This is a genomic window from Leekyejoonella antrihumi (assembly GCF_007845645.1).
Taxonomy (GTDB): domain Bacteria; phylum Actinomycetota; class Actinomycetes; order Actinomycetales; family Dermatophilaceae; genus Leekyejoonella; species Leekyejoonella antrihumi.
Genome location: NZ_VCQV01000030.1, coordinates 42,480 through 63,937 on the forward strand (window position 1 = coordinate 42,480; position 21,458 = coordinate 63,937).

The window sequence follows — 21,458 nt, forward strand, 5'->3', positions numbered from 1 at the left end:
CACGGCTCAGTAGACGCCGCACATGCCGTCGATCGAGACATCCTCGATCAGCTCGTCCACGGTCAGCTCTCGCACCGTAGGGTCCGGCCCGTTCGCGACTCCGTCGGCGATTGCTCCGTCGACCCCCGCGCGGTCGGTCGTCTCCTGCTCCAGCTGTGCCTGCGACATGATCGCTCCCTCAATTGGACGTGACCCGGGTCACGCTAACGGCATTCGCGGTCCTAATGGAAGAGGCGGCGTTGACAGACGTTGCGGCGGCGGATCGATTGGACCCCACACGGGAACAAGCATTTTCGAGAACTCCTCACCATTCGCGGGCAGAAAGGAGCATGGTTGACGAGTGGGCCTACCCCACCGCCTTCGAAGGAGAGTCATGAAGACCAGAGCCGCCGTAGTCATCGAGCCGGGCAAGCGCATCGAGATCGAGGAGCTGGACCTCGGTGATCCACGCGACGGAGAGGTGCTCATCAAGTTCCTCTACGGCGGGCTGTGTCACTCCGACCTGCACATCGTGAAGGGGGACCTCGCGGCGCGTCTGCCGATGGTCCTCGGCCACGAAGGCGCCGGCATCATCGAGAAGGTCGGCCCGGGAGTCACCCGGGTCAAGGAGGGCGACCACGTCGTCTGCTCGTTCATCCCGGCGTGCGGCAAGTGCCGCTACTGCTCCACCGGTCGGCAGTCGATCTGTGACATGGGCGCAACGATCCTCGAGGGTTACCTGCCCGGTGAGCACTTCCCTTTCACCGGGTCGCGTGGCGACTACGGCGCGATGTGCCTGCTCGGAACGTTCAGCCAGTACAGCGTCGTCCATGAGAACTCCTGCGTCCCGGTCGACGACGACCTGCCGCTCGACAAGGCCGTGCTGGTCGGCTGCGGGGTGCCCACCGGTTGGGGTTCCGCCGTGAACACCGCCGAGGTCCGGCCGGGCGACACGACGGTCATCATCGGCGTCGGCGGCATCGGGATCAACGCCGTGCAGGGTGCGCGCTATGCCGGTGCGAAGAATGTCATCGCGGTCGACCCCTTGGAGAACAAGCGGGAGAAGGCCCTCGAGCTCGGCGCGACGCACGCGTTTGCCACCGCGGAGGAGGCCACCACCGCCGTCACCGAGCTGACCCGCGGGCAGATGGCCGACTCGGCCGTGCTGACGGTCGGGCTGATGACCTCGGAGGTCGTCCAGCAGGGCTTCGACATCGTCGGCAAGGACGGCAACGTCGTGCTCACCGGCCTGAACAAGCTGGAGCTGCCGACGATCCAGCTGTCCGGCTCGGTCCTGACACTGTTCCGCAAGAAGATCAAGGGCAGCCTCTTCGGCGACTGCAACCCGCTGACCGACATCCCCAAGATCCTCGGCCTCTACCAGTCCGGCGACCTCAAGCTGGACGAGCTGATCACCAAGACCTACACCCTCGACCAGGTCAACGAGGGCTATGACGACCTGCTCGGCGGCAAGAACGTGCGCGGCATCCTGGTCCACGAGCACTGAGGCCGATCGCCCGGTGGTCACTGACGGGCACTCCGTTCCGGGGCAGGCACATAGCGCCCACCTCATGACCGATCACGCCGTGATCGGTCGAGCGCCGGAGGCCGAGCTGCTCGAGGCGGCCCTCGACGCCGGTGCGCACGTGGTGCTCGAGGGTCCACCGGGCACCGGCAAGTCGACGTTGCTGCGCGCCGTCGCATACATGCGAGATGTCGGCTTCGCCTTCGTCGAGGGCAATACGGAGCTGACCCCGGCCCGGATGCTGGGCCACTTCGACCCCGCGCTCGTCCTCGCCCGTGGCTACAGCCCGGACGTCTTTGTCGACGGTCCGCTGCTGGAGGCGATGCGCGCGGGAACCTTGCTCTACGTCGAGGAGCTGAACCGAGTCCCCGAAGAGACGCTCAATGTCCTGCTGACGGCGATGTCGGAGCGTGAGGTCACCGTTCCCCGCCTCGGCCGGGTCGCCGCCGCCGCCGGCTTTCGCCTCGTCGCCGCGATGAACCCCTACGACCCGGTGGGCACCGCTCGCATCTCCGGCGCCCTCGCCGATCGCACCTGCCGGATCTCAATGGGCTACCAGAGCGCCGCCAGCGAGGTCGAGATCGTCCTGCATGCCACCGAGGACGCTCCCGCTCCGGACTGGATCGGCCGGGTCGTCGCGCTGGTGCGCGCGACGCGGGAGCACCCCGAGCTGCGCGTCGGGTCCTCGGTCCGTGGCGCCATCGATATCGCACGAGTTGCCGGCGCCCTCGCTCGCCGCCGACACTGCGACCTCGCGGCGGCCGGGCTCGACGCGGCCCTGGTCTCGCTGACCGGTCGGATCCAGGTCGCGACGACGTCGCACCGGACCGCGACGGAGATCATCACCGACCTCTACGAGCAGCACTTCGCCCCGGCCGCGGGCGACTCCTCCCCGGGGGACGATCCGCCGGGGAAGGACGCGGCCTGTCCGCCGAGCTCGAAGGGCTCGAGCCGGCAGGCCGACAACGCTCGGCGACCACGACCGCGCAGCCGCCCCGAGGATCGGATGGTGAGCCGGAGCGAGCTGTCCTTGTCACCGGCCTTCGACAAGGTCTCCCCCGAGGTCGGTCAGGTGGATGAAGACGCGCTTCGGGAGGCACTCTCCGACGATGTCCAGGGCACCGTGACCCTGATGGCCCGGATGCTGCGAGCCACCGACCCCGCGTTGCGGAAGGCCGCCGAACGACTCTCGGCCGGCCTGCTCTTCGATCGGGTGATGCGCGCGGCACCGGACCGAGGCGGTGTCCATCGACGCACCCGGTCGCAGGGGCGGACCGACGGCGACCTCGACCTGGACGCCTCGCTCGACCAGATCGTCGCGGCCGGGGTGGAGGGACGGCCCGCGTCCCTGGACGAGCTGGTCGTCAGCCACTGGGCGCGCAGCACCCTTGCACTGGTCCTGGTCATCGACCGGTCCGGATCGATGACCGGCCCAAGCCTGGCCAACGCGTCCGTCCTCGCGGCCGCCTGCGCGCTGCGGATGCCCGATGAGTTCGCGGTCCTGGCATTCGCCCGGGACGTCACGGTGCTGCGGGACCTGCGGGACGTCGCACCCGGCGCGGTGGTCGTGGACCGGGTGCTTCGCCTCGTCGGGCATGGCGAGACCGGCCTGCGCCACGCCCTCACGCGCGCAGCGGCCGCGCTCACCACCGCGACGTCGTCGCGCCGGGTCGTCGTCCTGCTGTCGGACTGCCGGGCCGGCGGCCACGACGAGGATGGTGTCGACTCCGTGGCGCGTGCCGCGTCGGCGTTGGACGAGCTGCTCATCCTCGCGCCCGCCGGTGACTGCGAGCAGGCGCATGCCCTGGCCCGGCGGGCGGGCGCCCGGTGCTCCGAGCTGTCCACCGTGCAGGACGGGCCGGCCGCCCTCGGCGACCTCCTCACAGCGCCGACCTGGTGACCGGCGTTTGAATCAGGTGCCGCCGAGCACCTGGCGGTCGAGCTCGTGGAGGCGCGCGAGGGCCGCCGGGTCACCACCGGGGTCCTTGATCCGAATGCCGAGGTGCGCCACCTCATTCGGGTCCAGGCCACACCGCCTCGCCCCTTGCAGGCTGCGTTGCGACGTGATGTCGGGCAGCCGGAATCGCGGCGCCGGCGTCGTCCGGCACGGGCCACACTCGACCGGCAACCCGGCCGAGCCCGCCGCACCCTTCACGGGGGCGCCGGTTCGGAACGCTGCCGTCACCAGCCGGCCGTAGGCCGCCGCCCCGGACTCGTTCGGGTGGAACGACACCTCGAGCGGCCACGACGCCCCACGGATCCACTCCGGGTCGTCGCACACCGCGTGACCGACGAACTCATCTCGCACGTCGACGAATTGGAAGCCGGCTTTGTCGGTGGACTCTCGCATGACCTGCGCGACCTGGTCCGCCGCGTCGTTCAGCCGCGCCATCTCGCTGACGCTGAAGAAGGTCAAGGGGTTGCAGTCGACGCCGTCGAACAGCCGTGGATACCCGGCCACCACGACCCGCGCGTGCGGCGCCCGCGCCCGCACCTTCTCGAACAGGTCCGCATAACGCCCCGGCAGCTGCTCGTGCAGCGTGCGCAACGACGTGTCGAGCACAGAGTCGTCGGCCATCCACGCCGGCAGCGCGAACTCGGTCATGACCTTGGTGAAGTCAAGGTCGTCGCCGCCGACCGTGATCGAGACGTATGCCGTCTGATGACCCAGCCCGCCGACCTGGTCCTTCTCGACGTCGGCAACGGTCGCGCCGGTGCAAGCGCCGTAATAGACGCTGACCTCCAGCGCCTGCCCGACGAGCACGGGATACCCGGCTGTCGAGCGCCAGCAGCTGTCGGTGGACGGGCCGGCACCCACCCCCGCCGCGTACGAGTCGCCCAGCGCTGCATACACCGACATCGACAGTCCTTCCGAACGTTATGCAGGCCGATGACCGGCGCGCAGGACGAGCTCCAGGTCGAACCGCGTGTCCGCGTCGTCGAGGGCATCCCCGAAAACCTCCCGCAGCTGTGTCAACCGGTAGCCGACGGTCTGCGGGTGGACGTGCAGCTCTTCGGCGATCCTGGCACGTTCCCCGCGGTGTCGAAGCCAGGCGAGCAGAGTCTCCGCGAGCCGCTGCCGCTGACCGGGGCGCAGCTGCTGCAAGGGTTCGAGGCGGCGGCGGGCGAGGTCCGCGATCAGGTCCGGCTCGCTGGTGATCACGATGCCCGCGATGTGCTCATCGACCCACCGGGGCTTGCCCACCGTGTCGCCCCGCCCTTCGCTGAGTGACTGGGCGAGTGTCGCGGCCCGGTGCGACTCGCGCGTCAGCTCCCACGACCGGGCCGGGCCGAGCCAGGCCCGCCGGCCGACGAGCGCATGCTCCAGCTCCGCGCGTGCCCGGCTCGAATGCGGTGCCTCCAGCAGCGCCACGACCTGACCCGCATGGGTGCTCACCAGGGCCCGGTCACCGAGCGCGAGTCGAAGGCCCTCGGCGCGGTCCGGAGGCAGCACGATGGCGATCAGCTGGCCGGGAATCACCCACCCGGCGCGGGCCGCGAGCCGACGCGCCTCGACCTCGTCGACGCGGCCGGCCAGCAGCCGCGCGACCAGGGACTGCCGGCGGCGGTCTCGCTCACCGAGCTGCCGGCCCTGCTCGTCGGTGAACCCCTCGATGCTCGCGGCGGAGACCTGGTCGATGTAGACGAAGATCGACTCGCCCAGCGGCATCATCAGGGCCGGGTCGACCCCGGCGCTCGTGGCGGCGGTGGCCACCGCCCGGAAGGTGATGCGGGCACCCACCCGATAGGCCGAGAGCAGGGCCTCCAGGGATCGGCCGGCGCGAGCCTCGCCGACACCCAGCTGCCGGTAGACCGTGCGGGTCTGGGCGGTCAGCCCGGGCTGGTCGGTGCCCGGCAGGTCCACGAACAGGCGCCGCAATGCCGTCTCGACGCCGCGGCGCACCCCGGCTCCGAACTCCCCCTCCAAGGGCCGGGAGTATTCGGGCACCTCCTGCGGGATGCACCGGATGATCTCCTCGACCAGCTGCGGCAGCACCGCACCGAGCGCGGTGCTGACGTCGGCCGGAAGGGCCGCCCACGGGGCATCGCGGTGCAGCAGACCCTCCGGAACCGCGTCCGCGGGCGCCGAGGTGGCATGGCCAGGCATACCTACCCCTTTATTTGTTGTGTCCCGATAGATTCAATACACCAATTGTAGGTCTCATGGTGGAGATTTTGCACGGGAAGCCAATCACACTGAGTTGTATGGGTGTGAAATCGGCGGCGCTGCGCGCGATGTCCGTCTTCACCACGCCGATTCCTCCGGAGGAGTACCTGCGACTGGTCAATCCACTCGCGTCATCCCGGCAGCTACGCGGCGTGGTCACCAGCGTGACCCCGGAAACTCCCACCTCCGCAACGATCACCTTCCGGCCCGGCTCCCGGTGGCAACCGCACCAGGCCGGCCAGTGGGCCCGAGTCGGCGTCGAGATCGACGGCGTGCGCCAGTGGCGGTCGTACTCCCTGTCCGCGCCGGCCGGAGCCGATCCGGCGGTCACGGTCACCGCGATCGGCCGGGTGTCCACCTACCTGGTGCGCAACACCAAGGTGGGCGACATCGTCTTTCTCGCGCCACCGCAGGGCGACTTCGTGCTGCCCGCGGGACCGCGCCCGCTGCTGATGCTCACCGCCGGCAGCGGCATCACCCCGGTGATGTCGATGATCCGCACCCTCGTGCCGAGGCGCAAGGACGCAGATGTCGTGCTGGTCCACTCCTCACGCGATCGCACCGCATCGCTCTTCACCGACGAGCTGCAGGAGCTCGCCGCCGAACACCCGGGGCTGCACCTCGTGCACCGCTACACCACCGACGAGGGTCGCATCAGCTTCGCCGACTCGGGAGACCTCGACCGGCTGTGCCCCGACTGGCGGTCTCGCAAGGCCTACGTCTGCGGGCCGACCGAGATGCTCGATGCCGCACACGCGCTCTGGGAACGCACCGGCCTGCCCGACACGTTGACCGTCGAGAGGTTCAACACCGCACTGGCACCCGAGGTGCCCGGCGGCGGCGGACAGATCACCTTCGAGAAGTCCGACAAGCAGGTCGAGGTCGATGGGTCCACCCCGTTGCTCCTGGCAGGTGAGGAGGCCGGAGTGATCATGCCCAGCGGCTGTCGCATGGGCATCTGTCGCACCTGCCTGACCCCGCTGCTGTCCGGCCGCATCCGCGACCTGCGCACCGGCGAGACTCACGACGACGAGGGTGAGCTCATCCAGACCTGCATCTCGGCCGCGGCCGGGCCCGTCCACCTCGACTGCTGACCAGATCGCATCCCAGAAGGAGATTTTTCGTATGACGATCACCGCCGACCAGACCGCCGCCAAGCCCGCTCCGGGTCCCCTCACTCCGGCACCGATCCCGCCGGCGGGCACCAAGCGAACCGGCGTGCTGCCCACTCAGGGGCGGCCCGTCGAGCGACCGGCGGCGGCGGCGCACCTGACCGACCAGCAGGTCGAGGAGCTGGGCGACGAGCTGGACGCGATCCGCGACGAGGTGCTCGCCCAGCGCGGGGCGCAGGACGCGGCATACGTGCGTCGGATGATCAAGATCTGCCGTGCGCTGGAGGTAGGCGGCCGCGCCACGCTGCTTTTCAGCCGCTTCAAGCCTGCCTTCGTGCTGGGCACCGGCGCACTCGCGGTCGGCAAAATTCTCGACAACATGGAGATCGGCCACAACGTCCTGCACGGTCAGTGGGACTGGATGCGCGACCCTGACATCCACTCCACGACCTATGAGTGGGACTTCGTCGCGCCGGCCCGCGGCTGGCAGCACACCCACAACGACCTGCACCACACCTGGACCAACGTCATCGGCAAGGACCGTGACGTCGGCTACAACATCCTGCGGGTCAGCGAGGACCAGCCGTGGAAGCTGCGCGACCTGGGCAACCCGTTCGTCAACCTCCTGTTGGCGCCGCTCTTCGAGTGGGGCATCGCCTCCTACGATCTCGAGTGGGACATGGTCGCTGCCGGGTTCAAGAGCAAGGAGGCGTTCAAGAAGGACCTGAACGCATTCAAGAAGAAGGCCATCACGCAGGTCCTCAAGGACTACATCGCGTTGCCCCTCGCGGGCGCTGTGCTGTCCGGGTCGGGCAGGCGGGCGCTGATTGGCACGTTGTCGGCCAACGCGATCCGCAATGTCTGGGCGCACTCGGTGATCTTCTGCGGTCACTTCCCCGACGGTGCGGAGTTCTTCAGCGAGGAGATGATCGACGGCGAGACGCGCGGTGACTGGTACATCCGCCAGATGCTCGGCTCGGCCAACCTGTCCGGCTCGCGGATCTTCCACACCATGACCGGGAACCTGTCCCACCAGATCGAGCACCACTGCTTCCCGGACCTGCCGTCCAACCGCTACATCGAGGTCGCACCGAAGGTGCGCGCGCTGTGCGACAAGTACGGCCTGAACTACAACACCGGCCCGCTGCCCAAGCAGCTCGCGTCGACGTGGAAGAAGATCTGCCGCCTGGCGCTGCCCAACGAGCTGCCCTGGCAGCGCGGGCGCGCGGCAGCCACCGCCTGACCCGGCCTCCGGCTTCCCGGCTCCCCCGAATCAGACTCGCGCGTAACGGGAGCGCGCGAACGAATAGATGCCATAGGCCGCGATGCCCAGCGCGACAAGGCTGAGCAGCACGGCGCCCGCCGGGGCCTCGCGCAGCGTCCGCAGCCCCCCGTCGAGCCCGGTGGCCTTCGACGGCGCCCTGCGGATCGCCGCGACGAGGAAGAGGAACCCCACGGCGACGAGGGCCACACCCTTGGCGACGTATCCGGTGCGGCCGGCCTGAATCACCGAGTTGCCGGGATGCTCCTGGAGGTCCTTGACGAACTTCTTCCGCCAGCCCTTATAGACGTGGTAGCCGCCGACGCCGACCACGGCCAGCCCGAGCACTGCGACGACGAGCCGACCGCCCGAGTGCCGCATGGCGATCGCCGTGAAGTCCTCCGTCCGACCGCTGCTCGACGTGGATCCGCCGGTGGCGAACTTCAGCGCCGTCCACGCGAGAACCCCGTAGACGACGAGCTTGCCGGCCGCCTTGACGCGGTCCGCACCGCTGCTCGCCCCGGAGATGGCCTCGGTGAGCTGCCAGACGGCGAGCAGGACGAAACCGGCGACCGTGACCCACAGGAGGAGCGGTCCGCCGGGGGTGTGCGCCAAGGTGGCGAGGGCGCCGGACTGGTTGGGGCTGCCGCCCCCACCGGAGGACCAGGCCACCTTGAGCGCGATCCAGGCGATGAGCAGGTGGAGCAGGCCATTGACGGCATAGCCGAGGCGCGCGCCCCACTCGATGGGCTTCGAGTCGCCGGCCTGACGGGCCATCGTCTTGACGTCGGGGGTGTCCACGCCCGTAGCGTCCCATAACCTCGCCGGTCGCGTGGTCGTTCGGGAGTACGGTCGGTGCATGCCCGGCGCCGTCGTCATCGTCAACCCCACCAAGTTTGATGACCTGGACGCAGTCCGCCAGGAGGTCGCGGCAGCGGCCCGGGGTGTTGGGCTCGAGCCGCCGGACGTCGTGGAGACGACCGAGGCCGACCCTGGATTCGGGCAGACTCGAGAGGCGCTGAGCAGGCGACCCCACGTCGTCTGCGCGCTCGGCGGCGATGGGACCGTCCGGGCGGTGGCCCAGGTGCTCGCGGGCACCGGCGTCCCGCTGGGTTTGCTGCCCGGCGGCACCGGCAATCTGCTCGCCCGGAATGTGGGGGCACCGGTGGACGATCTGACCGAGGCCGTCACTGTCGCCCTTCGCGGTCGGGACCGGACCATCGACGCGGGATGGGTGATCGTCGACCCGACGGCAGCACAGCTCGCGGCCGACGATCCGGCGGCGGGGCGGCCGGACAACGCTCACCTGTTCACCGTCATGGCCGGGCTGGGCTTCGATGCGGCGATGATGGACGACGCGCCAAAGAGCCTCAAGGACAAGGTCGGCTGGGCCGCCTATCTCGTCTCAGCCACGAAGAACCTCGGTGCCGACGGGTTTGCCGCGACCGTGTCGGTCGACGGGATGTCCGACCATCTCGAGACGGCGCGCACCATCGTCGTCGGCAACTGCGGCACGCTGACCGCGGGGCTTGCTCTGTTTCCCGATGCTGCCCTCGACGATGGCGTCCTCGACGTGGCGACGCTCACCCCGGACCGCCTCGCCGCCTGGATCGGACCCGCCGCAAAGGTGCTGAGCAAGGACCCCTCCGACAGCCCGTCGATCGAGCGGCAGCAGGGCCGCGACATCGTCGTGTCCGTCGACCCCGAGCAGCGGGTGGAGGCAGACGGCGACGTTCTCGAGTCGGCAACGAGACTGCGGCTGGTCATCGACCCGGGCGCGCTCGTCATCCGCGTCGCAGGAGGCTGAGCGACCCCCGCCTCGAGAGGCATACATACCCATCGAGCGGCACACAAAATAGCTACACCTGCCGGTGTGCATGTATGCCTCTCGGCGAGAAGGCGGCAGCAGCCGGCCCGCCCCTCGACCACAGGTCCACCCGGGCACGGCGCCGGGCACGCTTCATACGATCGTCACGGGTCGCTGCGAGCGATGCCACAAGCCGGCCGAGCACTGTGCAGCCATGGCTCACATCGCACCGGCCCTGCCCAGGTCACCCGAACGGCGGACCCCCCGTGCGACCTCGGTCGACATCGTGGTCCCGGTCTACAACGAGCAGGACGCCTTGGCCGACTGTGTTCTGGGGCTGCGCAACGAGATTGCGGAGCTGCCCTACCGGGTGCAGATCGTCGTGGTCGACAACGCCAGCACCGATTGCACCGGCGAGATCGGCCGGTCGCTGGCCGACGCCTACCCCGACGTGTCCTACCGCCGCCTGCAGAAGAAGGGGCGCGGGCACGCACTGGCCAGCGTCTGGCAGGACTCACCCGCCGATCTGTGCGCCTACATGGACGTCGACCTGTCGACCGACCTCGCCGCGCTCGCACCCGCCCTGGCGGTGCTAGCGACCGGGCACTCTGACCTCAGCGTCGGCAGCCGCCTGTCTCAGGGGTCTCGGGTGCAGCGCGGCATGAAGCGGGAGATGATCTCCCGCACCTACAATCTGACGCTCAAACTCACGCTGGGCACTCGCTACTCGGACGCACAGTGTGGCTTCAAGGCCATTCGGCGCGACGCCGCGCAGGCGCTGCTCCCGCACATCAGTGACACCGGCTGGTTCTTCGACACCGAGCTGCTCACCCTGGCCGAGTGGTCCGGTCTGCGGATCCACGAGATCCCGGTCGACTGGCGCGACGACCCGATCAGCTCGGTCGACATCCTCGCCACCGCGAGCGCGGACCTTCGGGGGATCGCGCGCATGCTGGGGGCACGGCTGCGTGGGAGGTACCCGCTCGCGCACATCGCGGCAGCGGCCGCCGGCCGACAGCCGTCTGGCACCGCTCGGCTCGGCCTGGCCGGCCAGCTCGTCAGCTTCTGCATGATCGGTGCCCTGAGCACGATGGCCTTCGCGCAGCTCGGGGCGCTCGTGGCGGCGAACCTGCTGGCCACCGTCGTGCGATTCGTCCTCTTCCGGCACTGGGTCTTTCGACGAGATCGCTCAGGTGAGGACCTCTCCCTCGCTCAGCAGCGTGGGTAGCGCGCGGTCGCCACGTCCTGCGGGTAGTCGTCGTAGAACGGGACGTAGCCGTTGTCCCGGTCCTGCAGCACATAGAGCGGGTCGTCTCCGGTCTCGGCGAAACCGGCGCTCCGCAGCTCAACCTTGCGGGACTTGAACGTCGAGGTGTGCTCCAGGGAGCCCACGACCCGGACGAACAACGGCACGGCATACGCCGGGAGCGAGTCGATGAGCGCACCGGCCACCCTGACGCCATCGAAGTCGTGGCCGTCCCTGAGCACCACGGCCGCCATGCCGGCCTTGCCGTCCGCGCCCGGCACGGCCACACCGAATACCGATGCGTCCTCGACGGATTCGATCTCGCTGACCGCCGCCTCGACCTCCGTGGTGGCGACGTTCTCGCCCTTCCAGCGGAAGGTGTCGCCGAGCCGGTCGACGAAGGCGACGTGGGTCAGACCTTGCTGGCGCACCAGGTCACCGGTGTCGAACCAGCAGTCGCCGTCCTTGAACGCGCCGCGCAGCAGCTTCGCCTCCGTCGCGTCCTCCTCGGTATAGCCGTCGAAGGGTGCGCGCGAGGTGACCTTGGCCAGCAGCAGGCCGGTCTCGCCCGTCTTTACTTTGATCAGCCGGCCGTTGTCGCCCCGCCGCGCCTTGCCGGTGTCCGGGTCGTAGGCCACCACCTTGTAGGGCAGCGGGCAGGTGCCGGCGGTCTGGTCGAGGTTGAACGCGTTGATGAAGGCGATGTTGCACTCGCTCGCACCGTAGAACTCGGCGATCCGCGCGATGCCGAACCGCTCCTGGAACTGCGTCCAGATGTCCGCGCGCAGGCCGTTGCCGACGATGACTCGAATGCTGTGCTGCCTGTCGACCGGTTTGGCGGGCTGGCCGAGCAGGTAACGGCACAGCTCACCGATGTAGACGAAGGCGGTGGCGTCGTAGCTGATGCACTCGTCCCAGAACTTCGACGCCGAGAACCTCGGCGCCACTGCCATCGAGGCGCCCCCGACGAGGACCGCTCCGAGCGCGACCGTGACGGCGTTGTTGTGGTAGAGCGGCAGCGGGCAGTAAAGCGTGTCGCTGGAAGACAGCCGCACACCCAGGGCGCCCAGACCGGAGTAGGACTTCAGCCACCGGAAGTGGCTCATCACCGACGCCTTGGGCAGACCGGTCGTGCCAGAGGTGAAGATGTAGAACGCCTTCTCGTGGGCCACAGTCCGCTCGCAGGCCTCCGGGTTGGCCGACGAGGCGCCCTTGGCCTTCTCCTGAAGCTGTTCAAAGGACAATGCGGTCTGGGCGGAGGCCGCGTCGCCGGCGGAGGCCAGGCCCTCCAGGCAGTCGTCCTCGACGATCAGCAGCCTGCTGTCCAGCAGGCCGAGGCTGTGCGCGAGCACGTCACCGCGCTGGTTGTAGTTGAGCAACCCGCTGATCGCGCCGAGCTTGACCGTCGCCAGCAGGACCAGGACGTTCTCGATGTCGTTGTGCCCCATCAGTGCGACCACGTCGCCGCGGCAGACTCCGTGGTCGAGGAAGACGCCGGCATACCGATTGACGGTCTCGTTCGCCTCGCCGTAGGTCAGCACTCGACCGGGTCCCTTGAGGAAGGGCCGCTCGGGATGGCGGGCCGCCGCACGCTGGAAGACCAGGCCGATCGAGTTGCGGGCCGTCGGCTTGCGGAACAGCAGCCCGGGGGTCTCCTTTGCCAGCAACGGCAGATCGGGCACCAGGCCGAGCACGCCCCTGCCGACGTCCAGCAGACCAACTCGCTGACGTGTCTTCGCGTTCATGCCGGGGCCCCCGTGAAGTATCGGAGCGAACGTGTGGGTGGAGAACTTTGTGGGGTGGCGTTCATTCGCGCTCCTTCGGGGTGTTTCCACCAGATTACCTACCTTGCAGTAACAACGGTAGGTCGGCGACCGGCGGCGCTGTTCGCCCCACGGCTCGGACGCTTCGCCCCAGGGCTCAGACAGTTAGGCTGACCTTATGGGCCACAACCACGGACACGCACCGGCCGTGCACGCCGGTGCGCGCCACCGATGGCGGCTCCTGGCGACCTGTGCGATGGTCATGGCGTTGTTCCTGCTCGAGCTGATCACCGCGCTCTCGGCTCATTCCCTGGCGCTGCTCTCGGACGCCGGACACATGGCGGCGGATGTGATCACGCTCGTCGCAGCGCTGATCGGCACGACCATTGCGGCCCGGCCGGACCGCAGCGGCCGACGCACCTACGGGTCTTACCGCGCCGAGGTCTTCGCGTCCGGCGTTGCGGTGCTCGTAATGGTGGCCGTCTCGTTGTATGTGGGGTACGAGGCCATCCACCGGATCGGCGGCCACCCGGCCACCCACAGCGAGCCGCTGATCGTGGTCGGCGCGATCGGCCTGGTCGTCAACGTGGTGTCGATGATGCTGCTGCGCGATGGTGCCCAGGAGAGTCTCAACGTCAAGGGTGCCTACCTCGAAGTGCTCGCCGACGCGGTCGGTTCGGTCGGCGTCATCGTTGCCGGCATCCTGATCGCCCTCACCGGCCTGGACTGGTGGGACAGCGTGATCGCCGTCGCCATCGCGATCTTCGTGCTCGTGCGGGCGGTGCTACTCGGGCGTGAGGTGGTGGCCGTGCTCGGCCAGCACGCGCCCGACGGGGTCGACCCGGAGCAGGTGCGATCCGCGCTCGGCGGCCTGCCCGGCATACGCCGGGTCCACGACCTGCACCTGTGGACCCTGACCTCTGGGATGAACGTGGCGACGGCACACCTGGTGATCGGTGAGCACACCAGCAGTCATGACGTGCTCGATCAGGCGCAGGCGATGCTGACCAGCCAGTTCGGGATCGAACACGCGACCTTGCAGGTCGAGCCGGAGAGCCACACCCAGTGCCAGTCGCTGCAGTGGTGACTTCTCGCCGTCTCACCATTCAAGCGGGCCGTCTCACCTACTGACCCTCGCGGCTAGCCTGATCGGAAAACTTCATACCGCTCATCCAGAGGGGCAGAGGGATACGGCCCGACGAAGCCCCGGCAACCCGGTCATCCGCGCATCACCGCGCCGACCGTCAGGTGCCAACTCCGTCCCGCATGCCGGGAGAGATGAGGATTCGATTCGCCATGATGATCCGCCTGCTGACCCGTCGACTGCACGTCGACCTCATGCACCTGTGCAGCAGTGCCTGTCGCGGGTGACACCACGCCGCCCCGCACACTTCCCCGCACTTTCTGTACAAGGAGCATCATGAGCACCAGCACGTCCACCGAATCGACCACGTCCACCACCCCCGCCGACGAGGCACAGATCATCCGCCCCGAGGTGCGCACCACCCTCGTCACCGGCACCCCGACCGAGGTTTCCGTGCAGGCCGGCAGCCACGCGTTCACCATCGATGAGCCCGCGGGACTCGGCGGCACCGACAAGGGTGCCAACCCCGTGGAGCACCTGCTCGCAGCGCTCGGCTCGTGCCAGGTCATCAGCTTCCAGGTCTGGGCGCAGCAGTTGGGTATCACTTTGGACCAGGTCGACATTGCGCTGACCGGCACCCTCGACCTGCGTGGCTTCTTCGGCCTGAACGACTCGGTCCGGCCGGGCTTCGAGTCGATCGATGTCTCGGTGCAGCTCAGTGGCCCCGAGTCCAAAGAGCGCTACCAGGAGCTTGCCGACGCCGTCGAGGAGCACTGCCCGGTGCTCGACACTCTCGGCGGACTGGGCACGGCGACCCCGGTGCGCACGACCTACGCGATCGGTTGACCCCCAGCGGATTCGGGGCGGCGGGGATGCTCGATCCCCGTCAGCCCCGAAACCGCTCGCCCTTGCGCCACCTGGCGACATCATCGTCGATACGATCCGCGACTATCTGCGCGCCCAGCAAGAGCGCGGGCTCGTGCGTACCGACCTGCCGTTGGAGGACCTGGTCACTTACTCAGCGATCCACCTCGACGGCATCACCCTCCAGATGCGACTCGGAGCCACCCCCAGAGAGCTCGCCACCGCGGTCGACCTGTACGAGGAGGCACTGCGACCGTCAGATCACGAGCCGCGCTGAGTCGCTGGCCAGGCACGGTGTGGCCACCCACTCTGGTGAGCGGGCCAGGAGTGACGCCAACGTTCAGCAACATCCTCGACGGGAACGTGTGACCGACGCCAGGATTCACCGAAATTCGACGTCAGGATTGACCGACAAAGCCACATGCCACTGCCCGGCCCGCGGACTCACACACCCAGTACCGCGGGCCGGTCCCAGGAACGAGGTCGTCCCGGATCTTCACCAGGAGGCCTCCTCGTCGGCGACCGGGCCACCTCCCCCCGCCGGCCCGCACCCCGAGCATAGGAAACCAATGAGTTTTTATACCCGAATGGGGGGCTCGCCTGGGATCGTCAGGGCACGGTCGCGGTGGCGATGAGTCTGTGCATGACGCCCGTCACCGTCGGCGGATCAGGGTTCTGTTGCCCACAAAGGGAAGGCCCAGGAAAGCGCGCCCAGTAGTAGATCGCGTATGTTCCCGATGGCAGGTTCGGTGGCACTGAGAGGATGATGTGCTGATCTCCGACGGGGCGGGAAACTGCGACCTTTGCCACCTGGTTGGCTGGGTCCGCCAGGAAGATGCCAGGTGCGGTCTTGGACTCCGCGACCTTAGCGGTGACCATGATCAGCTGCACTTTCATGATGTACCGGTCGGAGAACTTACTTGGTGGCACGTTGAGATCGAACGTGATCTCTCGAGTAGAGGGGTTCAGTGCGATGGTCGGGCCGAAGCGTCCGGACGCCAAGGACGGCTGCATCGGGTGCACGGTTCCTGGGTCCGGTGGGCACGCGGGCCTCACTCCTACCGCAACAGGTGCTCCTGCGGCCTGAGATGGACCGGGCCCACTCCCTCGCAGGTATCCGCCCGGGAGGGTCCCTGCGACCGTGGCGCCGACCACGGCGATCAGTGCCGCGCCGGAGAAGATCGATCGGTATCGACGTCGTCTGCTCTTGACCCTCGCGGCGATGCTGGTCAGCGAGATGTCCGGGGCGGGTTCGTGCGCACCGGCTTGGTGGATGAGTTCGCGGATATCGTCATCAGACATCACGGTCGCCTGCTTCCTTGGGTTGGTCGTGAGCTTGGATGTCCCGTCGCAGCGCAGCCAGGCCGCGCGCGGTCTGGCTCTTCACGGTTCCTTGGCTGCAGCGCATGACCGCGGCCACGTCGTCGACGCTCAGGTCGAGGTAGTACCGCAGGACCAGCGCCGTCCGCTGGCCAGCAGGGATGGCACCGAGTGCGTCCAGCACGACTTGACTCAACTCGGATCCTGTCGCACGAGCACCCACCTCACGGGGCTCAGCCATGGGAATCTCGCGGCGTCGCGCTTTGCTGGTCCGATACCACAGACGCACCATCGTGGTGTGCGCATACGATCGCGCCGCGTGTGGATCTCGGATTCGTCCCCAGGCCTGCCAGACGCGCACGAGCGTCTCCTGGGCCAGGTCCGCGCCCGACTCCCAGTCTCCGGTGAGCAGCCGGGCGGCCCGCAGCAGCCGATCGCCCTCGGCGAGCACGAACGCCTCCGGGCCGGTTGGCACCGGCAACTGCTGGTCGCGCCGCATCCCGCTCATACCTTATTAGAGTCCGGTCCGGTGACTGCCGGTTGCGCAAGAAGCCGACTTTCTCCCCTTGGTCGGCCAAAACCCTGGAGGCCGGTGACGTCGCCTGGGAGGGCCTTATGAACCACCGCCGTATGCCCAGTCCGTCGCCGCTCCCTCGGGTTGAGTCGAGTAGAACGGGCCACCCGATACATCGTCGTAAAGCGTTCCTGATGCGATGAAGGAGCGGGGCCTCCCCGTTCCTCGTGGGTTTCCTTCCAGCGCGGGATGCTGGGAGGTGCTCAAGACCATCGGTTCCAAGGAGGCCCCTTATGTCTGAGTATGGCGGTCAACAGTTCGTCGGGATTGATTTGCATCGCAGGAGATCGGTGATCGTGCGTACCACCGAGGCTGGTGAGGCTTTGGAAGCGGTGCGGATCAACAATGGTGTGGACTCGCTCGCGGCGGTGATGGCGCGGGCGGGTGAGGCGCCGGAAGTGGTGCTGGAGGCCACCTACGGGTGGTACTGGGCGGTCGACGCTCTCCGGGCTGGCGGTGCCGACGTGCACCTGGCGCACCCGTTAGGGGTGAAGATGTTCGAGCTGCGTCGGGTCAAGAACGATTTTCGTGACGCGACCGATCTGGCTGATCTGCTGCGAATGGGCCGGTTACCGCAGGCCTGGATCGCGCCACCGGCCACCCGAGAGCTGCGCGAGCTGGTCCGGCACCGGGCGAAGCTGGTCGCGCTGCGCTCGGGCTGCAAGTGTGAGGTGCACGCGGTGCTGGCCAAGCTGGGCGTGCAGGTCCCGATGTCCGACCTGTTCGGTCAGCGCGGACTGGACCTGCTGGCACTGACGCTGACTTCAGAAGCCGCTGGGCACAACGAGGCGCACTCTTGGTTCATCTGAGGCTGAATACATCATTCGCTGTATAGTCGGGTGGTGAAGACATCTACGCACGAGTCCGTGCTGGCCCGTTTCGGCCACGCACTGTCCGACCCCACCCGTGCCCGGGTGCTGCTCGCGCTGCAAGATGGGCCGAGCTACCCGTCGGACCTGGCCGACCTGGCGGGGGTCAGCCGGCAGAGCCTGTCGAATCACCTGGCGTGCCTGCGAGGCTGCGGCCTGGTGGTCGCGGTGCCCGAGGGCAGGCGGTCACGATACGAGCTCGCCGATCCTCGCCTGTCGCACGCGCTGGGCGACCTGATGGGTGTGGTCCTGGCCGTCGACCCGCAGCACTGCGCCGCCGCGGCGAGGGACGAGTGCTGCTGATGTCGGCGATGGCTGGGTCGGCGGCCGGCATCGACACCGGCCGGCAAGAGACCTTGCATCGCCGCATCCGATGGTTCGTCGCTGCCACCATCAGCTACAACATCGTCGAGGCCGTGGTCGCCATCGCCGCAGGGGCGGCCGCTTCCTCGGTGGCCCTCATCGGCTTTGGGCTGGACTCGATCATCGAGGTCACCTCCTCCGCCGCCGTGGCATGGCAGTTCGCCGGCAAGGAGCCGCGAACGCGGGAGGCGACCGCGCTCCGCATCATCGCGTGGTCGTTCTTCGCCCTGGCGGCATACGTCACCGCCGACGCCGGGATGTCACTCGCCAGTGGGAGTCATGCCCGTCACTCCCTCCCCGGTCTGATCCTGGCGGCACTGAGCCTGCTGCTCATGCCGCTGCTCTCCTACGGCCAGCGTCGCACCGGACGCGAGCTGGCCTCTCGCTCAGCGGTGGCCGACTCGAAGCAGACCCTGCTGTGCACCTACCTGTCGGCGGTCCTGCTGGTGGGCCTCGCACTCAACTGGCTGCTCGGCTGGTCGTGGGCCGACCCCGTCGTCGCCCTGGTGATCGCCGCCGTCGCCCTCAAGGAGGGTCGCTCGGCCCTGCGGGGCGACAGCTGCTGCGCGCCCACAGGTGCGCTGCATACCGACGGCTGCCACGACGCCGCACCAGACCACTGCTGCGGCGCCTGACCGCTCTTGCCCGCGCCGCTGAAGACCAAATCAAGTTGCGCAACCGCGCGGCGCTGCGGCACAGTTGGCACATCATGAAGTTCTGACTCCTCGCACTGCCCGCGCCCGTGGCCCTCGGCCCGACGGGCTTCAGCGACTTTCGCGCCATTCACCTCTGGCGTTCGCGAGACGGAGTCTTCGTGCCCACACCCCTTCAGCTCACCGACATCACCAAGACGTATGCCGATCGGCACGTGCTCGACGGCGTCGACCTGACCATCGCTCCCGGCACCCGGCTTGGACTGGTTGGTGAGAACGGCGCCGGCAAGTCGACGCTGCTGCGCATCGCCGCCGGAATCGACCCGGGGCACGGCGGATCCGTCAGCGCACCAGTTGATCTCGCTTACGTGGCGCAGTACACCGGGATCGACCTGGACTCCACGGTTGCGCAGGTCATGCACGATGCCCTGGAACCGCTGCACGCCGCGGTCACCCGGCTGCAGGCACTCGCCGCCCGGATCGATGAGCCCGGCGCCGCGACGGCATACGACGAGCTGCTGACCTGGGCTCAGCTGCACGAGGTGTGGGATGCCGACCGCCGTGCGGAGATCGCCGCGACGCGACTGGGACTCGGCGAGATCGCCGGCGCTCGCCCCGCCGGATCCCTGTCCGGTGGGCAGCGATCTCGGCTTGCGCTCGCGGCAATGCTCACCCGTCAGCCGGAGTGCGTGGTCCTCGATGAGCCGACCAACCATCTCGACGATGCGGCACTCGACTTCCTTGAGGATGAGCTGCGCGCGCTGCACGGCAGCGTGCTGGTCGCCAGCCACGACCGGGTGTTCCTGGATCGGGTGTGCACCGCGATCGTCGACCTCGACCCTTCGCACTTCGGCACCGACGGCGATGGCGGCAGGCGCTTCACCGGTGACTACACCGCGTACCTGCAGCACAAGCACGAGGCCCGCCACCGTTGGGAGGAGGCCTTCGTCGCCCAGCAGGACGAGTTGCAGCAGCTGCGCGCGACGGCCGGGACCACCACCTCCGACGTCGCCCACAATCGCCCACCACGGGACAACGACAGGTTCATCTATGGGTTCAAGGGATCTCGGGTGCAGGCGACCGCCACTCGGCGAGTGCGCAACGCGGAGCAGCGCATCGCAGCCGTGGAGCGGCGGCGCATCCCGAAACCCCCGGTGCCACTGCAGCTCTCGGCACAGTTCGGATCACGCAATGCCGGATCGGCGGCGCTGCACGATGTGTATGTGAACGGTCGAATGCAGCTGCAGCGCCTCGTCGTCGACTCCGGCGACAAGGTGCTGGTCACCGGGCCGAACGGCGCGGGCAAGTCGACCCTGCTGTCGCTGCTGGCGGGGCAGCTCCGCGCCGACCGAGGCTCTGTCGTGGTGCAGGCTCGGTCTATCGGGCTGCTGACTCAGGAGGTCGACCTGCCGAGCAGGTCGCGAAGTGCACACGAGCTCTACGGCGACCTGGCTCCCGGCGCACCGCTGCATGACCTGGGGCTGCTGCACCCCCGTGATTTGCACCGACCGGCGGGCGAGCTCAGCATCGGTCAGCAGCGAAGGCTCGCACTGGCGCTGCTCGTGGCCCAGCAACCTGATCTGTTACTCCTGGACGAGCCGACGAACCACCTGTCGCTGTCGCTGGTTGACGAGCTCGAGTCTGCCCTGACCACAACGCCGGTCACCGTGGTGATCGCCAGCCACGACCGGTGGCTGCGCCAACGCTGGACCGGCAGTGAGATCACATTGACCCCCTGCGACTGATCGAGCTGGCGCCCGGCCGGCCAAGGTCAGGAGCGATCGACGTTACAGCCTCGTCGCCGGCGGCGGCCCAGCCAGGAAGGAGAGCGCGTCGTCGGGTGTGCCGGGCCGCAGGCCGCTTGGTGTTTCGGCACGGGCTCGCAGGCTCGCCCTACTCAATCCAAGGGTTGAGTAAGGCGAGGAACGAGCCCGGTGACTCCCCACGGGTCGTGGCTCGACGCCGTGGTTTCGGGCGGAGTTCTCCCCTGGGAGGGTCAGGCGGTTTGCGCGTGGTCCGGTGGTGCGCCTGGTCCGTGGGTCAACGGGTCGTCCGGCGGTAGCGGTTGGGTCGGCATCCGCCCGGGCACCAGGTCCCACACCACTTCCGTGTCGCCGATCCAGGGGAGGTACCCCTTGGCGTGCACGAGGTGATGATGACGACTGCACAACAGGGTCCCGTTGGCCAGATCACTGCGTCCGTTGACCCACCACGGGACCGCGTGGTGGGCCTCGCACCACGGCGCGGGCCGGTCGCACCCAGGGAACGTGCACCCGCGGTCCCGCTTGACGATCGCCTGGCGTGTCGCCGGGTGGAAACACCGCGTGGCTCGGCCGATGTCCAACGGTTGTGACTGGGTGCCGATCACCATCGGCACCAGCCGGGCGCTACAGGCCAACGCCCGCGCGGTCCCCGCATCAATGATCTGCCCCAACGCGGTGACCGCGTGCCCCGCATTGACCAGCGACCCGATGAGCACGGACAGCGGGATGGTGATCGTGGCCTTCACCGACACGCGACCCCCATCCTGCTCGCTCGCACGAGTGCCCGCGTTGATCAGCTCCATCAACGCGTCGGCGCGGCGCTTACCCGGGGAGCGCTGATCCACCCCATGCGTACGAGCCGGCTTCCCCTCCAGAGTTTGCGCATCCTTGGGGACCGCGTCCCCGTCACTGGTGGTGCCCGGTCGGGGTTTCGCCAGGGCTTCGATCGCGTGCGCGAAGACCGCCGCATCACCGGGTGACAAGTCGGCTCTCACCCGGGTCATCCCCCCGGGCAGCTCAACCCAGGACAACGACTCCTGCTTGCGGGCCGCCACCTCATCGGTGGGGGCCTGGTCCCCGCCGTAGGCGGCGATGATCTCCTTCGAC

General features: G+C 68.5%; 21 protein-coding genes and 1 riboswitch. Of the genes, 13 read left to right on the forward strand and 8 right to left on the reverse strand.

The window, feature by feature from the left end; genetic code table 11:
- Nucleotides 1-6: 6 nt before the first annotated feature.
- Nucleotides 7-168: a mycofactocin precursor MftA gene (gene mftA / locus FGL98_RS18350; protein ID WP_146319164.1), complete on the reverse strand. Its 162-nt coding sequence runs from the start codon at nucleotides 166-168 to the stop codon at nucleotides 7-9.
- Nucleotides 169-373: 205 nt separating this feature from the next.
- Here mftA and FGL98_RS18355 point away from each other — a divergent pair, with 205 nt between their 5' ends.
- Complete coding sequence (locus tag FGL98_RS18355; protein WP_146319166.1) at nucleotides 374-1,486, forward strand: NDMA-dependent alcohol dehydrogenase; 1,113 nt, start codon at nucleotides 374-376, stop codon at nucleotides 1,484-1,486.
- A gap of 64 nt (nucleotides 1,487-1,550) precedes the next feature.
- On the forward strand, nucleotides 1,551-3,404 hold the full coding sequence (locus FGL98_RS18360; RefSeq protein ID WP_146319168.1) for an AAA family ATPase: 1,854 nt from the start codon (nucleotides 1,551-1,553) through the stop codon (nucleotides 3,402-3,404).
- A gap of 12 nt (nucleotides 3,405-3,416) precedes the next feature.
- On the opposite strand, the gene FGL98_RS18365 is transcribed toward FGL98_RS18360, so the two are convergent.
- Nucleotides 3,417-4,364, reverse strand: coding sequence for an SGNH/GDSL hydrolase family protein (locus tag FGL98_RS18365; RefSeq protein WP_146319170.1), 948 nt, complete (start codon nucleotides 4,362-4,364; stop codon nucleotides 3,417-3,419).
- 18 nt (nucleotides 4,365-4,382) lie between these two features.
- A complete protein-coding gene (locus FGL98_RS18370) occupies nucleotides 4,383-5,612 on the reverse strand; it encodes a PucR family transcriptional regulator (protein WP_146319172.1) in 1,230 nt (409 codons plus the stop codon).
- A gap of 98 nt (nucleotides 5,613-5,710) precedes the next feature.
- Between FGL98_RS18370 and FGL98_RS18375 the strand changes: the two genes are divergently transcribed.
- Both FGL98_RS18375 and FGL98_RS18380 read left to right on the forward strand, forming a co-directional pair.
- Complete coding sequence (locus FGL98_RS18375; RefSeq protein WP_146319174.1) at nucleotides 5,711-6,766, forward strand: ferredoxin reductase; 1,056 nt, start codon at nucleotides 5,711-5,713, stop codon at nucleotides 6,764-6,766.
- A gap of 31 nt (nucleotides 6,767-6,797) precedes the next feature.
- The gene (locus FGL98_RS18380; RefSeq protein WP_146319176.1) at nucleotides 6,798-8,027 is read left to right on the forward strand and encodes a fatty acid desaturase family protein; all 1,230 of its coding nucleotides are present in this window, start codon (nucleotides 6,798-6,800) and stop codon (nucleotides 8,025-8,027) included.
- Nucleotides 8,028-8,057: 30 nt separating this feature from the next.
- Here FGL98_RS18380 and FGL98_RS18385 read toward each other — a convergent pair whose 3' ends face one another.
- Nucleotides 8,058-8,846 (reverse strand): DUF1206 domain-containing protein, encoded by a 789-nt coding sequence (locus tag FGL98_RS18385; RefSeq protein ID WP_146319178.1) that lies wholly within the window; start codon nucleotides 8,844-8,846, stop codon nucleotides 8,058-8,060.
- Nucleotides 8,847-8,904: 58 nt separating this feature from the next.
- Between FGL98_RS18385 and FGL98_RS18390 the strand changes: the two genes are divergently transcribed.
- Complete coding sequence (locus tag FGL98_RS18390; protein ID WP_146319180.1) at nucleotides 8,905-9,852, forward strand: diacylglycerol/lipid kinase family protein; 948 nt, start codon at nucleotides 8,905-8,907, stop codon at nucleotides 9,850-9,852.
- 214 nt (nucleotides 9,853-10,066) lie between these two features.
- Nucleotides 10,067-11,080 (forward strand): glycosyltransferase, encoded by a 1,014-nt coding sequence (locus FGL98_RS18395; RefSeq protein WP_146319182.1) that lies wholly within the window; start codon nucleotides 10,067-10,069, stop codon nucleotides 11,078-11,080.
- Here FGL98_RS18395 and FGL98_RS18400 read toward each other — a convergent pair.
- Nucleotides 11,065-12,843: a long-chain-acyl-CoA synthetase gene (locus tag FGL98_RS18400; protein ID WP_146319184.1), complete on the reverse strand. Its 1,779-nt coding sequence runs from the start codon at nucleotides 12,841-12,843 to the stop codon at nucleotides 11,065-11,067. The two genes, FGL98_RS18395 and FGL98_RS18400, sit on opposite strands and share 16 nt — an antisense overlap.
- Nucleotides 12,844-13,039: 196 nt before the next feature.
- Between FGL98_RS18400 and FGL98_RS18405 the strand changes: the two genes are divergently transcribed.
- The 3 genes from FGL98_RS18405 to FGL98_RS25535 all read left to right on the forward strand — a co-directional run bounded on the left by FGL98_RS18405 (nucleotide 13,040) and on the right by FGL98_RS25535 (nucleotide 15,086).
- Nucleotides 13,040-13,948: a cation diffusion facilitator family transporter gene (locus FGL98_RS18405; protein ID WP_146319186.1), complete on the forward strand. Its 909-nt coding sequence runs from the start codon at nucleotides 13,040-13,042 to the stop codon at nucleotides 13,946-13,948.
- Between the two features lie 78 nt (nucleotides 13,949-14,026).
- Nucleotides 14,027-14,146: riboswitch (SAM riboswitch) on the forward strand.
- A gap of 135 nt (nucleotides 14,147-14,281) precedes the next feature.
- Nucleotides 14,282-14,791 (forward strand): OsmC family protein, encoded by a 510-nt coding sequence (locus FGL98_RS18410; RefSeq protein ID WP_146319188.1) that lies wholly within the window; start codon nucleotides 14,282-14,284, stop codon nucleotides 14,789-14,791.
- Nucleotides 14,792-14,924: 133 nt separating this feature from the next.
- Nucleotides 14,925-15,086 (forward strand): hypothetical protein, encoded by a 162-nt coding sequence (locus FGL98_RS25535; RefSeq protein ID WP_186526247.1) that lies wholly within the window; start codon nucleotides 14,925-14,927, stop codon nucleotides 15,084-15,086.
- A 332-nt stretch (nucleotides 15,087-15,418) separates the two neighbouring features.
- Here FGL98_RS25535 and FGL98_RS18415 read toward each other — a convergent pair whose 3' ends face one another.
- Complete coding sequence (locus FGL98_RS18415) at nucleotides 15,419-16,111, reverse strand: hypothetical protein (protein ID WP_146319190.1); 693 nt, start codon at nucleotides 16,109-16,111, stop codon at nucleotides 15,419-15,421.
- Nucleotides 16,104-16,637: a SigE family RNA polymerase sigma factor gene (locus FGL98_RS18420; protein WP_146319192.1), complete on the reverse strand. Its 534-nt coding sequence runs from the start codon at nucleotides 16,635-16,637 to the stop codon at nucleotides 16,104-16,106. The genes FGL98_RS18415 and FGL98_RS18420 overlap by 8 nt, the downstream gene beginning before the upstream one ends.
- A gap of 299 nt (nucleotides 16,638-16,936) precedes the next feature.
- On the opposite strand from FGL98_RS18420, the gene FGL98_RS18425 reads away from it, so the two are divergent.
- From FGL98_RS18425 to FGL98_RS18440, 4 genes are all read left to right on the forward strand, one after another.
- Nucleotides 16,937-17,512, forward strand: coding sequence for an IS110 family transposase (locus FGL98_RS18425; protein WP_281289193.1), 576 nt, complete (start codon nucleotides 16,937-16,939; stop codon nucleotides 17,510-17,512).
- A gap of 33 nt (nucleotides 17,513-17,545) precedes the next feature.
- Complete coding sequence (locus FGL98_RS18430; RefSeq protein WP_146319194.1) at nucleotides 17,546-17,875, forward strand: ArsR/SmtB family transcription factor; 330 nt, start codon at nucleotides 17,546-17,548, stop codon at nucleotides 17,873-17,875.
- A complete protein-coding gene (locus tag FGL98_RS18435) occupies nucleotides 17,875-18,570 on the forward strand; it encodes a cation efflux transmembrane domain-containing protein (protein ID WP_146319196.1) in 696 nt (231 codons plus the stop codon). Before FGL98_RS18430 ends, FGL98_RS18435 begins: the two co-directional genes overlap by 1 nt.
- Nucleotides 18,571-18,749: 179 nt before the next feature.
- The gene (locus FGL98_RS18440; RefSeq protein WP_146319198.1) at nucleotides 18,750-20,333 is read left to right on the forward strand and encodes an ABC-F family ATP-binding cassette domain-containing protein; all 1,584 of its coding nucleotides are present in this window, start codon (nucleotides 18,750-18,752) and stop codon (nucleotides 20,331-20,333) included.
- A 251-nt stretch (nucleotides 20,334-20,584) separates the two neighbouring features.
- Here FGL98_RS18440 and FGL98_RS18445 read toward each other — a convergent pair.
- A partial coding sequence (locus FGL98_RS18445; RefSeq protein ID WP_146319200.1) for an HNH endonuclease signature motif containing protein occupies nucleotides 20,585-21,458 on the reverse strand: 874 nt, incomplete at its 5' end.

Coding starts and splice junctions, on each gene's coding strand:
- mftA (WP_146319164.1), bottom strand. CDS start 168: ATGTCGCAGGCACAGCTGGAGCAGGAGACGACCGACCGCGCGGGGGTC.
- FGL98_RS18355 (WP_146319166.1), top strand. CDS start 374: ATGAAGACCAGAGCCGCCGTAGTCATCGAGCCGGGCAAGCGCATCGAG.
- FGL98_RS18360 (WP_146319168.1), top strand. CDS start 1,551: ATGACCGATCACGCCGTGATCGGTCGAGCGCCGGAGGCCGAGCTGCTC.
- FGL98_RS18365 (WP_146319170.1), bottom strand. CDS start 4,364: ATGTCGGTGTATGCAGCGCTGGGCGACTCGTACGCGGCGGGGGTGGGT.
- FGL98_RS18370 (WP_146319172.1), bottom strand. CDS start 5,612: ATGCCTGGCCATGCCACCTCGGCGCCCGCGGACGCGGTTCCGGAGGGT.
- FGL98_RS18375 (WP_146319174.1), top strand. CDS start 5,711: ATGGGTGTGAAATCGGCGGCGCTGCGCGCGATGTCCGTCTTCACCACG.
- FGL98_RS18380 (WP_146319176.1), top strand. CDS start 6,798: ATGACGATCACCGCCGACCAGACCGCCGCCAAGCCCGCTCCGGGTCCC.
- FGL98_RS18390 (WP_146319180.1), top strand. CDS start 8,905: ATGCCCGGCGCCGTCGTCATCGTCAACCCCACCAAGTTTGATGACCTG.
- FGL98_RS18395 (WP_146319182.1), top strand. CDS start 10,067: ATGGCTCACATCGCACCGGCCCTGCCCAGGTCACCCGAACGGCGGACC.
- FGL98_RS18400 (WP_146319184.1), bottom strand. CDS start 12,843: ATGAACGCGAAGACACGTCAGCGAGTTGGTCTGCTGGACGTCGGCAGG.
- FGL98_RS18405 (WP_146319186.1), top strand. CDS start 13,040: ATGGGCCACAACCACGGACACGCACCGGCCGTGCACGCCGGTGCGCGC.
- FGL98_RS18410 (WP_146319188.1), top strand. CDS start 14,282: ATGAGCACCAGCACGTCCACCGAATCGACCACGTCCACCACCCCCGCC.
- FGL98_RS18415 (WP_146319190.1), bottom strand. CDS start 16,111: ATGTCTGATGACGATATCCGCGAACTCATCCACCAAGCCGGTGCGCAC.
- FGL98_RS18420 (WP_146319192.1), bottom strand. CDS start 16,637: ATGAGCGGGATGCGGCGCGACCAGCAGTTGCCGGTGCCAACCGGCCCG.
- FGL98_RS18425 (WP_281289193.1), top strand. CDS start 16,937: ATGTCTGAGTATGGCGGTCAACAGTTCGTCGGGATTGATTTGCATCGC.
- FGL98_RS18435 (WP_146319196.1), top strand. CDS start 17,875: ATGTCGGCGATGGCTGGGTCGGCGGCCGGCATCGACACCGGCCGGCAA.